This window comes from Gilliamella sp. B3801 (assembly GCF_026536645.1).
GTDB lineage: Bacteria > Pseudomonadota > Gammaproteobacteria > Enterobacterales > Orbaceae > Gilliamella > Gilliamella apicola_I.
The window spans coordinates 23,095-35,392 of the sequence record NZ_JAFNNR010000002.1 but is presented as its reverse complement, the minus strand read 5'-3'; the positions used below and the strand labels follow the sequence as shown (position 1 = coordinate 35,392).

Annotated in this window: 12 protein-coding genes and 1 other RNA gene; 3 read left to right on the top strand and 10 right to left on the bottom strand. The window is 35.2% G+C overall.

The features are described from left to right. Positions 1 to 49: 49 nt before the first annotated feature. The 9 genes from htpX to thrS all read right to left on the bottom strand — a co-directional run bounded on the left by htpX (position 50) and on the right by thrS (position 8,400). Positions 50 to 919, bottom strand: a complete 870-nt coding sequence (gene htpX / locus J3U14_RS01575; protein WP_267350961.1) for a protease HtpX — start codon at positions 917 to 919, stop codon at positions 50 to 52. A gap of 180 nt (positions 920 to 1,099) precedes the next feature. Then, positions 1,100 to 1,195, bottom strand: an RNA gene (ffs, locus tag J3U14_RS01570) — signal recognition particle sRNA small type. A 140-nt stretch (positions 1,196 to 1,335) separates the two neighbouring features. Continuing rightward, a complete protein-coding gene (locus J3U14_RS01565) occupies positions 1,336 to 1,629 on the bottom strand; it encodes an integration host factor subunit alpha (protein WP_065557741.1) in 294 nt (97 codons plus the stop codon). 5 nt (positions 1,630 to 1,634) lie between these two features. Continuing rightward, entirely contained in the window at positions 1,635 to 4,022 is a 2,388-nt protein-coding gene (pheT, locus tag J3U14_RS01560) for a phenylalanine--tRNA ligase subunit beta (RefSeq protein WP_267350963.1), read from the bottom strand. 16 nt (positions 4,023 to 4,038) lie between these two features. After that, a complete protein-coding gene (pheS, locus tag J3U14_RS01555; protein ID WP_267350965.1) occupies positions 4,039 to 5,022 on the bottom strand; it encodes a phenylalanine--tRNA ligase subunit alpha in 984 nt (327 codons plus the stop codon). A gap of 216 nt (positions 5,023 to 5,238) precedes the next feature. Beyond that, entirely contained in the window at positions 5,239 to 5,592 is a 354-nt protein-coding gene (gene rplT, locus J3U14_RS01550; RefSeq protein WP_024496189.1) for a 50S ribosomal protein L20, read from the bottom strand. Positions 5,593 to 5,624: 32 nt separating this feature from the next. Continuing rightward, positions 5,625 to 5,822, bottom strand: a complete 198-nt coding sequence (rpmI, locus tag J3U14_RS01545; RefSeq protein WP_065557738.1) for a 50S ribosomal protein L35 — start codon at positions 5,820 to 5,822, stop codon at positions 5,625 to 5,627. Positions 5,823 to 5,907: 85 nt separating this feature from the next. Beyond that, positions 5,908 to 6,447 carry a translation initiation factor IF-3 gene (gene infC / locus J3U14_RS01540; protein ID WP_065557737.1) on the bottom strand — a complete coding sequence of 180 codons (540 nt, stop codon included), beginning with the start codon at positions 6,445 to 6,447 and terminating at the stop codon, positions 5,908 to 5,910. A gap of 27 nt (positions 6,448 to 6,474) precedes the next feature. Next, on the bottom strand, positions 6,475 to 8,400 hold the full coding sequence (thrS, locus tag J3U14_RS01535; RefSeq protein ID WP_267350967.1) for a threonine--tRNA ligase: 1,926 nt from the start codon (positions 8,398 to 8,400) through the stop codon (positions 6,475 to 6,477). A 244-nt stretch (positions 8,401 to 8,644) separates the two neighbouring features. Between thrS and J3U14_RS01530 the strand changes: the two genes are divergently transcribed. After that, entirely contained in the window at positions 8,645 to 9,100 is a 456-nt protein-coding gene (locus tag J3U14_RS01530) for a YaiI/YqxD family protein (RefSeq protein ID WP_267350969.1), read from the top strand. Between the two features lie 23 nt (positions 9,101 to 9,123). Here J3U14_RS01530 and recO read toward each other — a convergent pair whose 3' ends face one another. After that, positions 9,124 to 9,816: a DNA repair protein RecO gene (gene recO, locus J3U14_RS01525; RefSeq protein WP_267350971.1), complete on the bottom strand. Its 693-nt coding sequence runs from the start codon at positions 9,814 to 9,816 to the stop codon at positions 9,124 to 9,126. Between the two features lie 159 nt (positions 9,817 to 9,975). Between recO and J3U14_RS01520 the strand changes: the two genes are divergently transcribed. Both J3U14_RS01520 and ubiT read left to right on the top strand, forming a co-directional pair. Continuing rightward, a complete protein-coding gene (locus tag J3U14_RS01520) occupies positions 9,976 to 11,604 on the top strand; it encodes a Na+/H+ antiporter (RefSeq protein ID WP_065557733.1) in 1,629 nt (542 codons plus the stop codon). Continuing rightward, a complete protein-coding gene (gene ubiT, locus J3U14_RS01515; RefSeq protein ID WP_267350973.1) occupies positions 11,605 to 12,117 on the top strand; it encodes a ubiquinone anaerobic biosynthesis accessory factor UbiT in 513 nt (170 codons plus the stop codon). Positions 12,118 to 12,298 lie beyond the last annotated feature (181 nt).

The following is a 12,298-nucleotide window of genomic DNA, read 5'->3' as shown; positions in this document are numbered from 1 at the left end:
ATAATAACGGGTTAATACTTTTATTTAATAAAATATTATTTTGTGATCTCTATTTAAAATAATTTCGTGCTTTTAAAGCCGCTATACGTTTGTCTAATGGCGGATGAGACATAAATAGTTCTGAAATTTTAATTTTTTTCGCACCATTTATACAAAATGCCATTATTGATGAATCTTCTTTAGGTTCGTAACTTGTTTTTAGCTTTTCTAATGCAGCAATCATTTTATTTGCACCTACCAATTTTGCCGAACCAGCATCAGCATGAAATTCACGGTGACGTGAAAACCACATAGTAATAATACTTGCCAAAATACCAAAAATGGTTTCAAAGACCATAACAATTAGATAATAAATCATTTGGGATGATCCTCGATTACGTTCATCCATGGCTTGAGTTGCCAATGAAGTTAATAGTCTGGATATAAAAATAACAAATGTATTAATTACACCCTGTAATAAAGTCATTGTAACCATATCTCCATTAGCAATGTGACTCATTTCGTGAGCAATGACAGCTTCTGCTTCATCTTGTGACATCGTACTTAATAAACCAGAGCTAACGGCAACCAATGAACTATTTTTACTTGCTCCTGTAGCAAATGCATTCATATCATTAGCTTCATAAATAGCCACATCTGGCATTTTTAAACCAAGCTGTTCAGCTTGATGATGAACAATATTTAATAACCATTGTTCTTGAGCATTGGCCGCACGTTTAATCAGTTTTCCTTTAACCGATTTTAATGCTATTGTTTTAGAGAATAAAAGAGATATATATGAACCACCAAAGCCAAATATACCTGCAAAAAACAATAATCCTAAAGTACTGTGAGCATCTACCCCCAATATACTTAGGATAATACCAAAGACAAACATTACTGCTAAGTTAGTCAGTATAAATAGCCCTACTCGCATCATAAATCTACTCCATATTGTTTTTAGCTTTTAATAAAAAGCCTAGAAAATTGCCTATTATATTAATTCAACAAAAATACTTCTTTCTATTAGATAGGATGGCTATATGTTGTTATATAGAATGATCAGTTAGTTAGTTTTGTTTTTGAAAAGATTAAAGCATTGCAGATAGTTTGGAGGAGACCCTATCAGCCACATCCCACACACATATTTTTTACTTTGGCTGCTTCCTTCCGGACCTGACCTGATGAGCAAAGAAATGTTGCAAGAGGACCCATAGAGCCTCCATTGAGGAGGTCGTATTATGCTTGAATCAATTAATTAATACAAACATTTTTTTAATAAAAAAAATTGAACGACCTTTCTTTAATCAATCAAAAAAAGGTCGTTTAATTATCACACGAATACTTACCTAACTTTTAAAGCGTTAGGTTTTTTTCTACGCGATCTCTAAATTTAATTCCTGGTCTAAAGGTAACAACCCGACGAGCAGAGATATCTACACTTTCACCCGTTTTTGGATTTCGACCCGGTCGTGAATTTTTATCACGAATAGTGAAATTACCAAACCCAGATAATTTAACAGGTTCCCCTTTTTCTAAAGCCACTCGTATCTCTTCAAAAAAAAGTTCAACAAGGACTTTAGCTTCTTGACGATCAATATTAAATTTATCGGCAAGACGATCTGCAATATCAGCTTTAGTTAATGTCATAATTATTATTCTCTTAATAGGGCTTTGAAACGAATTTGTAAAGCAGTAACACACCTGCTTACAATGTTTGTTATATCTTCTTCTTCAAGTGTACGTGATTTGTCTTGTAAAATCAAACTGATAGCAAGGCTTTTTTCATCATCCTTAATGTTATCGCCTTGATAAACATCAAACAGATTAACTTTGATAAGTTGCTCACCACCAGCCTTTTTACACTCAGAAATAATATCTGCTGCTGGAATTGTATTTGAAACGACAATAGCAATATCTCGTTTATTTGACGGATATTTTGATACGTCCTGAGCCGACGGTACCTTTTTGTTATTAATTTTAGCTAAATTTATTTCAAAAACAAGCGTTTTACCATTTAAAGATAATTTTTTTTCAATTTCTGGATGCAAAACACCTAAATAACCAATAATTTCATCATTTACAAAAATAGCGGCACTTTGTCCAGGATGTAAAGCAGACAAATTAGATTTTTCATAGCGTACGTCTTGAGCACATCCTAGAATCGAAAATATTGACTCAATATCCCCTTTTAGATCATAAAAATCAACAGCTTTTTTAGGTAATGTCCAATGTTCTTCATATAAATTACCCGTAATTACACCCGATAACATTTGTTCCTGACGAACACCAAATTCACTTTTATCGTCTGGAATAAAGCGTAAGCCAGTTTCAAACAATCTAATTCTTGATTGTTGTCGGTTTTGATTATATAACACTGCGCCTAATAATCCAGTCCATAATGATAAACGCATAACTGACATTTCACTTGAAATAGGATTAGGTAAGTGAATTTGGTTTAAATCAGGATGCAAAATTTGTTGTACTTTTGGATCAACAAAACTGTAAGTTACAGCTTCTTGATAACCTTTATCAACTAATAAATCTTTGATTCTAGCTAATGAAATTTGACCTTCTGGTTTTGGCTGCATGACAGACTCAATGTTTAAGTTGGCGTTTGGAATATTGTTATATCCATAAATACGCGCCACTTCCTCAACGAGATCTTCTTCTATCTGTATATCAAAACGCCAACTTGGTGCTTCAACTGACCAAATTTCATTTTTATAATTAACTTTACATCCAAGTCTTTCTAAAATATCAGTTATTTTTTGTGTATCAATTGTATAACCAATTATGCTATCAATTTTATTACGGCGTAGTTGTATGTTAGCTGATTTTGGCAATTCAGTTGAACTGGTTTTGTCAACAATCGGTCCGACCTCACCGCCACAAATATCGAGGATAAGTTGTGTTGCTCTTTCCATTGCAATGCTTTGTAAAGCTGGATCAACTCCTCTTTCATACCGATGAGACGCTTCAGTATGCAGACCATATTCACGAGCTTTCCCGGTAATAGCTAATGGTGCAAAGAAGGCCGATTCAAGAAAAATATCTTTCGTCGATTGAGTCACACCAGATTTTTCTCCGCCCATAATACCGGCTAAGGCAAGTATTTTATCATGATCCGCAATAACTAAAGTTTGATCATTCAATTCAGTTTCATTGCCATTAAGTAAAACAACTTTTTCACTTTTTCGAGCATATCTCACAATAATGCCCTTTTCTATTTCGGCAAGATCAAATGCATGCATTGGATGACCAAGCTCTAACAAAACAAAATTTGTTATATCGACAACCGCATCAATAGACCGTATTCCACCACGACGTAATTTTTCTTTCATCCAAAGTGGGGTTATTGCGTTTACATTGATATTTTTGATAACACGCCCTAAATAACGAGGCGCAGCTTTAGGCTCATCAATTTGGATTGATAATGTATCTGAAATTGTTGCAGGCACGCTTTCAACTTGAAGTGATTTCATTGGAATATTGTTCACTGCTGAAATATCACGAGCGACACCAATGATTCCAAAACAATCAGCTCTATTTGGCGTTACACTGATGTCAATTGAAACATCGTTAAGATTCAGGTATTCACGAATATCTTGCCCTAAAGGAGCATCATCAGGTAATTCAATTATGCCATTATGCTCGTCCGTTATACCAAGTTCTGAATAAGAGCAGAGCATCCCTTCTGATGGTTCACCTCGCAATTTTGCGGCTTTAATTTTAAAATCACCGGGTAAAATTGCACCAACAGTTGCACAAGCAACAGTTAATCCTTGACGACAATTTGGTGCACCACAAACAATATCGAGTAATTCTGGTTTTCCAATATCTACTTTGGTAACTCTTAGCTTATCTGCATTTGGATGTTGCTTACATTCAACAACTTTCCCGACAACAACTCCCGAAAAGTTACCTGCCACTACCTCAACATCATCAACTTCTAAGCCTGCCATGGTTAATTGATCGGCTAAGGTATCGCTACTTATTTCTGGATTGATCCATTCACGTAGCCAACTTTCACTAAATTTCATGTTTTGATCTCCAGAATTAATTAAATTGCTTTAAAAAACGTAAGTCATTCTCAAAGAAAGAACGTAAATCAGTGACACCGTAACGTAACATGGTTAATCTTTCGATTCCCATACCAAAGGCAAAACCACTATATACGTCTGGATCGATACCTACATTTCGTAATACATTAGGATGTACCATTCCGCACCCTAATACTTCTAACCATTTACCATTTTTAGCTTTAATATCAACTTCGGCAGAAGGTTCGGTAAACGGAAAATAAGCGGGTCTAAAACGAATTTCCATATCATCTTCAAAAAAGCAGTGAAGAAAATCATGTAATAGCCCTTTCAAATGAGTAAAACTAATATTTTTATCAACTAATAGCCCTTCCATTTGGTGGAACATTGGTGTATGAGTTTGATCGTAATCATTACGATAAGTTCTGCCCGGTGCAATAATTCGAATTGGTGGTTTTTGATTTTCCATGGTACGAATCTGTACGGTAGAAGTTTGAGTACGTAATAAACGTTTAGCATCAAACCAAAAAGTATCATGATCTGCTCTAGCAGGATGATGAGCAGGGATATTTAATGCATCAAAATTATGATAATCATCTTCAATTTCTGGACCTGTTTCAACAACAAACCCGAGTTCGCCAAAAAACTCAACTAAACGATGAATCGTTTTGGTGACAGGATGTAGGCCACCGAGTTCAAGTGTTTTACCTGGTAAAGTGATATCAATTGTTTCATTGGCAAGCTTCGCATCAAGAGCTTGACGCTCTAAGAAACTTCGCTTTTGATTTAATAATTCGACAACTTCTTGTTTAGCATCATTAATTTTTTGACCTACAGCTGGTCGCTCTTCCGCAGGAACATCACGTAATGAAGCCATTTGTAACGTAAAATAGCCTTTTTTACCAAAATATTCCACTCGGATCTGTTCGATCATATTAATGTCATCAGCACTTTCAATAGCGGATTTGGCATTGCTTACCAGTTCAACTAATTGAGACATAAAATTCTCCTGCTTATTGTTCATTACATAAAAAAAGCCTCTTTCTGAGGCTTTTATAATTATCTTTCGTTTTTCATTTGCCTCACGAATGCATATCGTCATTAAAGCTAAAAAAGAAACGAAAAATAATTAATATCATCATTAATTCACTTTGTTAAAATAACTATTGCTATCCATAACGATAAAAGCCGAGATAACTCGGCTCTTATAAAGCAATTATAGTGCAGCTTTTGCTTTTTCGACTAATGCAGCAAATGCATTTTTGTCGAATACAGCAATATCAGCAAGAATCTTACGATCGATTTCAATTGATGCTTTCTTTAATCCATTGATGAAACGGCTATAAGAAAGACCACATTGACGAGCTGCGGCATTGATACGTACAATCCATAATTGACGGAATTGACGTTTACGTTGACGACGGTCACGATAAGCATATTGTCCAGCTTTGATTACAGCTTGGAAAGCAACACGATATACACGTGAACGAGCTCCGTAATACCCTTTTGCTTGTTTTAAAATTTTCTTGTGACGTGCACGAGCAATAACACCACGTTTAACACGAGCCATAAATAATATCCTCTAAATAATTAACCAATAAATTAAGCGTATGGAACACACGCTACAACTAAACCTAAATCACCTTTTGACACAGTTGTCAAACCACGTAAATGACGTTTACGTTTGGTTGATTTTTTAGTTAGGATATGACTCTTGTTAGCTTGCTTATGCTTGAAGCCACCAGAAGCTGTTTTTTTAAAGCGCTTTGCTGCGCCTTTTACTGTTTTAATTTTAGGCATTTTACTAATTCCTACTTCGCATTGTTAATGACAATGAAAAAATGGTGTAATTCTCAATAAAATTAAGAATTAGCTTGATGAACCATTATTTCTTCTTCGGCGCAAGCACCATGATCATTTGACGACCTTCAATCTTAGTTGGATAAGATTCAATCGTTGCCAAATCAGCTAAGTCTTCTTTAATGCGATCAAGCATTTCAGTCCCTAACTGCTGGTGAGCCATTTCACGTCCACGGAAACGTAGCGTGACTTTAGCTTTATCGCCATCTTCAAGAAAGCGTATCAGGCTGCGGAGTTTTACCTGATAGTCGCCTTCGTCTGTACCAGGTCGGAATTTAATTTCCTTAACCTGAACAACCTTTTGCTTCTTCTTCTGTTCTTTTGTTGCTTTACTTTTTTCATAGAGGAACTTGCCATAATCCATAATTCGACAAACAGGTGGTTCTGCATTAGGGCTTATTTCAACTAAATCTAAAGCAGCTTCTTCAGCTTGTTTTAAAGCTTCATCCAAGCTAACAATACCGAGCTGTTCACTATCGACGCCGGTTAATCTCACCTCGCGAGCAGTAATTTCATCATTGATTTTATGCGCACGTGTTGACTGAATTCGTTTACTGACTTTAATATCTCATTCCTCCAAATTAATTTATCTTTAATTCATCTGTTCTAATGAACGACTATGAATTTCGTTAAGCAACAATTCTATAACATGTTTCACTTCAAAGCTACCAAGATCTTTACCTTGACGCGTTCGAACTGATATTTTACCTGATTCCATCTCTTTGTCACCACAGACAAACATATAAGGAACACGTTTTAGAGTATGCTCGCGGATTTTAAACCCAATTTTCTCATTTCTCAAGTCTGCTTTTGCTCTAATTCCAACTTTTTGCAGTTTCTCGGTCAATTGTTTAGCATATTCAGCTTGATTATCGGTAATATTGATAACTGCAACTTGCAATGGTGCTAACCAAGTAGGGAAGAATCCCGCACAGTTTTCTGTCAAAATTCCCATGAAACGTTCCATTGATCCTAAAATTGCGCGGTGAATCATGACAGGAACATGACGCTCATTATCTTCACCCACGTAAGTTGCATCTAAACGCTCTGGTAACATAAAGTCAAGTTGAACTGTTCCGCATTGCCAAGCTCGACCTAAACAATCGTGTAAAGTAAATTCGATTTTTGGTCCGTAGAAAGCACCTTCACCCGGTAAATATTCAAACTCTATACCATTTTCAGTTAAACACTCAGCCAAGTCTTTTTCTGCTAAATCCCATGTTTCATCTTTACCAATTCGTTTTTCCGGACGAGTTGATAATTTTACAGTTATGTCTGTAAAGCCAAAAGTACTATAAGTATCATAAACCATTTTGATACAGCTATTTACTTCACTACGAATTTGACTTTCTGTACAAAATATATGGGCATCATCTTGGGTAAAACCACGAACACGCATTAAACCATGTAAAGATCCAGAAGGTTCATTACGATGACAGCTACCAAATTCAGCCATACGTAATGGTAAATCACGATAAGATTTTAAACCTTGATTAAAAATTTGAACATGTCCCGGACAGTTCATTGGTTTAATACAGTATTCTCGATTTTCAGAAGAGGTAACAAACATTAATTCTTTATAGTTACCCCAATGCCCTGTCTTTTCCCATAAAACACGATCCATCATAAAAGGTCCTTTCACTTCTTGATAATCGTATTCTTTTAATTTGGTACGAACAAATACTTCAAGCTCACGGAAAATAATCCAACCGTCATTATGCCAAAACACCATTCCTGGCGCTTCTTCTTGCATATGGTAAAGATCAAGCTGCTTACCGATTTTACGATGATCCCGTTTAGCCGCTTCTTCTAAAAATTGCAGATAACTATCTAATTGTTTTTTATCTGCCCAAGCTGTGCCATAAATGCGTTGTAACATTTTATTATCACTGTTACCACGCCAATAAGCGCCAGCAACTTTTTGTAATTTAAAATGGTGGCAAAAACGCATATTAGGAACATGAGGACCGCGGCACATGTCAATATACTCTTCATGATGATAAAGTGCTGGAGTAGAATCTTTAGGAATATTTTCATCTAAGATTGCAATTTTATAAGGTTCACGTCGTTCCCAAAAAACCTCTCTTGCTCGTTCCCAGCTCACCACTTCTTTTTTTACTTCATAATCTTTTTTGGCCAATTCATGCATACGTTTTTCTAATGCATCAAGATCTTCCTGAGTTAAAGAGTGATCTAGATCGACGTCATAATAGAAGCCATTATCAATTGTTGGCCCAATTGCCATTTGCGTATTTGGCCATAGCTGTTTTATTGCATGACCTAACAAGTGAGCGCATGAGTGACGAATTATTTCAAGTCCATCTTCATCTTTTGATGTGATAATCGCTAGAGTTGAATCATGCTCGATCAAATCACAAGCGTCTTTACGTTCACCATTAACTCGCCCAGCAATACACGCTTTGGCAAGGCCTGCTCCGATACTTTGAGCAACTTCTAAAACACTAACAGGCTTATCAAATTGACGTTGACTTCCGTCAGGAAGAGTAATAATTGGCATATAAAATCCTTATAACAGTGGTGCGCCACACGAAAGCGCACATGCGTACATAAAAAATTGACCGTGTATAATACCATTTATGTGCTATTTTTCAAATAAACATATGCTTTATCTTGTCACTGTTTTATCAACTCATTATGAGAACAATAAAATTGATTAACTCAACTAAAAATAAGTTACTTTGTTGAGTGATTAAAGTTTATAATTTTCTGCCTATAAATGAAAAATTTGATTGTGAAAAATGATGAAAATATGGATTGATGCTGATGCCTGCCCTAACCCTATTAAAGAAATCCTATATCGGGTAGCGAATCGTAAATCAATAATTATAACTTTAGTTGCAAACCAATGGTTAACTATTCCCACGTCTCCGTTTATAAAAAGATTACAGGTAGTAAATAGCTTTGATGAAGCTGATAATAAAATAATTGAATTAGTTGAAAAAAATGATTTAGTAATCACGTCTGATATTCCATTAGCCTCTGATGTGCTTCATAAAGGGGCTTTTGTGCTAACACCACGAGGTGAACCTTTCACATTAGAAACCATAAAAGAGCGACTTGTGATGCGAGACTTTATGGAAACTATGCGGGCTAGTGGTATACAATCTAAAGGCCCTTCTGCATTTTCAAACAAGGATAGAGAAAAATTTGCCAATCAACTTGATAAATTAGTTCGTGAATTATCAAAAGAAGGGTAATCATTTTTTATAGTGAATAATTCTTAAATTTTCAGAAACAGCTCTCTACTTTTGAATGGTTTTGAACCAACATAAGGTTTTAATGCCATTCGAGTAAACCGTTTAGCCGCTTTTAATGTATCCTCATCACAAAATTGACGATAACCTAATGCCAATACTTCTTTACCCGTAAAGCTGGTACTATTTTCAAGTAAACTACTGATAAAGCCCTTTTCTGACTGATATTGATAATACATCGATTCGATAATTTCATCCCCCGTTGCACTACAATGAAAAAAATCAATGTGATAGCCTAAACTTTCTAATAATGCTAATTCAAATGAACGTAACACATTTTCAGCCGGAACTAACTGCGCTAATTGTTGCAAGCTTTTAAGATAGTGTTCAAAAAGTGTAGGTACGCCAACTTCGGGGACTAAAACTCGATACAATAACTCATTCAAATAAAAAGCACTATATAACGATACAGAAAAAAGCGGCAACGTTAGCGCTATACCTTCAACTTGTCGTAAAGTTTTTATTTCACCCATACCAGAATATTGAACAATAATGGGGGTAAAAGGTTGTAAAATGCCCTTCAGTGAAGATTTTTTACGTCTAGCCCCTTTGGCTAACACCGTTATTTTCCCTGCATTTTCAACAAATAAATCGACTAATAGACTTGTTTCACTATAAGTACGAGTATGTAAGACAAATGCCCTTTGCCAATTTTCCATTTAAAATGCCTTTTATCATATAACTATAATTTTGATTAAAAAGAGTGCTTGATTAAAAAATGAATAATTTTTTTAAATTTTCAACTGAAATTAAACTAAATTTCCGATATAATCAATAGCTAACTAATGAGATGATTATAGGATAACTAATAGAAAACCATGGAACTTTTTTCAACAATATTACTTATAGTGCTAATTGTATCACTTTCAGGTGTGGTAATAAAATTACTACCATTCCAAATTCCGTTACCACTTATGCAAATACTACTGGGTTGTGTTTTAGCAGCTTTTGGTATTTATGTAAAATTTGACCCTGAACTATTTCTGGTATTGTTCATACCTCCATTGCTTTTTGCAGATGGACGAAAAACATCAGTCAAAGACTTTGTACATAATGCCAGAGAAATTGTTGGATTAGCACTCGTTCTTGTCGTTATTTCTATAATTGCATTAGGTTACCTTCTAAATTGGATGTTACCAAAAGTTGAATTAGCTGCCGCACTCGCGTTAGCTGCAGTACTATCACCTACCGATGCGGTTGCACTAGGTGGAATAGTCGGTAAAGGGCGTATAGAAAAAGAAAAAATGGAGATTATTGAAGGCGAAGCTTTAATGAATGATGCATCTGGTCTGGTATCATTAAAATTTGCTATTGCAATTGCAACGGGCTTGCTTGAATTTAATTTATTACAAATTAGTCTTTCTTTCTTTGTTGTCGCTCTTGGTGGCTTAGCTGTTGGTGTTTTATTTACTTGGTTATATGCACGTATTTTACGTTTAATTAATAAATTAACCCACAATGATCCCGCCATCCAAATTGTTTTACTATTCTTACTTCCTTTTGCTGCCTATATCCTTGCTGAAGAATGTCACTGTTCAGGGATTTTAGCCGCTGTGAGTGCTGGTATGACCGTTAACCATTCTGGTATGATGCGCAACGCCCCTTTGACCGCTCGTTTACAATCAGATAGTACATGGTCGATGTTAACATTTGTATTCAATGGATTTGTCTTTATTTTATTAGGTATTCAATTACCAAGTATTTTAAATAATACTTTTGCTGAAAATCAAACAGACTCCTCTATTGAAGTATGGCAATTATGCTTTATTGTCGTGTTTGTATTTATCGTATTAATGGGAACACGATTTGCTTGGTTATGGGCTATGAAACATATGCCTACTTTACCATTTGGAACAAAACGTCCACTTGCATTCCGTTCTTATACTACACGCGATCTTTGGATTTCCACTTTTGCGGGTGTTCGCGGAGCTATTACCCTAGCGGGTGTTTTATCTATTCCAATGACAATTGGTGGTCGTTATCAACTTGTTTTTATCGCAGCTGGCATTATTTTAATTTCATTAATTACCGCGGTCATCGTCTTACCTATTTTATTACGAGGTAGTGTTATCTTGGATAACTCTCAACAAGATAATGAAATTTTGACAGTTAAGGGGCAAATGGCGGAAGAAGCTATTGTAAGTCTTGAAAAAATGCAAAACAATTTACTTCAAGAAACGTCTGAAGCGGGCTTAGATCAAGAAATAATACATGAAGTTGGTTCACGTGTTATCGGTTCTTTAAGACGTCGAACAGGATTAAAAGATTTAGAACAAAAAGCAATGGAAGCTGAAAATCTTGAAAGACGTATGCGTCTTGTGGCAATTGGTGCAGAACGCACAGCTTTACTACAAATGAAAGTTCGTAATGAAGTGAGTGAAGAAACATTTGAACATTTAAATACTGACCTCGATATTTATGAAAAAATGATATCTGGAGATTCATAAATGATAGCAAACAAACATCAGTTTTTAGGCCATATTCATTCACAGTTTGTTGACAAAGCCCCTCATGTTTTGGGGCTAACTTTACGTTGTATTCCGTTTAATTTGAAAAAACAGGCAATTGAACAACTATTACAACTACAATTTAAACATTCTTTAGAAGATGGTGATCTCGATTTTTTAGAAAATCGTTGGTTAAAAATTGAAGTTACCGATCTTCAACTTACTTGGTTTGTTAGCTTAATTGATAATAAACTCGTAGTGAGTCGAGAGGAAATTGCTGATGTAAGTTTTATTGGTAATGCAAACGATCTGATTATGATAGCAACTCGGCGCCAAGATCCAGACACCCTATTCTTCCAACGGCGACTAATCGTCGAAGGTGATACAGAATTAGGACTGTATGTAAAAAATCTAATGGATTCCATTGAACTTGATTCAATGCCTAAACTTTTAAGGCTGACCCTTGAAAAAATGGCCAACATTATAGAATCTGCGCCGAAAAATACATTTTAAACTGATAACAGCTATGGGGGATTATATTTCCCCCTTTTTTATTGATTATATCATCCCCCCTATCTTACTTTTTCTTACCTATACTATTAATAAAACAGGTATGAATTCTCTAGAAAAGATTGTTTAAATTGCCTATTTATCTGTTACTTAAAAAAATATTATCATCATATTGTGATTAAAA

Excerpts from the sequence above, each read along its gene's own strand:
- htpX (WP_267350961.1), bottom strand. The coding sequence starts at position 919 with ATGATGCGAGTAGGGCTATTTATACTGACTAACTTAGCAGTAATGTTT.
- J3U14_RS01565 (WP_065557741.1), bottom strand. The coding sequence starts at position 1,629 with ATGACATTAACTAAAGCTGATATTGCAGATCGTCTTGCCGATAAATTT.
- pheT (WP_267350963.1), bottom strand. The coding sequence starts at position 4,022 with ATGAAATTTAGTGAAAGTTGGCTACGTGAATGGATCAATCCAGAAATA.
- pheS (WP_267350965.1), bottom strand. The coding sequence starts at position 5,022 with ATGTCTCAATTAGTTGAACTGGTAAGCAATGCCAAATCCGCTATTGAA.
- rplT (WP_024496189.1), bottom strand. The coding sequence starts at position 5,592 with ATGGCTCGTGTTAAACGTGGTGTTATTGCTCGTGCACGTCACAAGAAA.
- rpmI (WP_065557738.1), bottom strand. The coding sequence starts at position 5,822 with ATGCCTAAAATTAAAACAGTAAAAGGCGCAGCAAAGCGCTTTAAAAAA.
- thrS (WP_267350967.1), bottom strand. The coding sequence starts at position 8,400 with ATGCCAATTATTACTCTTCCTGACGGAAGTCAACGTCAATTTGATAAG.
- J3U14_RS01530 (WP_267350969.1), top strand. The coding sequence starts at position 8,645 with ATGAAAATATGGATTGATGCTGATGCCTGCCCTAACCCTATTAAAGAA.
- recO (WP_267350971.1), bottom strand. The coding sequence starts at position 9,816 with ATGGAAAATTGGCAAAGGGCATTTGTCTTACATACTCGTACTTATAGT.
- J3U14_RS01520 (WP_065557733.1), top strand. The coding sequence starts at position 9,976 with ATGGAACTTTTTTCAACAATATTACTTATAGTGCTAATTGTATCACTT.
- ubiT (WP_267350973.1), top strand. The coding sequence starts at position 11,605 with ATGATAGCAAACAAACATCAGTTTTTAGGCCATATTCATTCACAGTTT.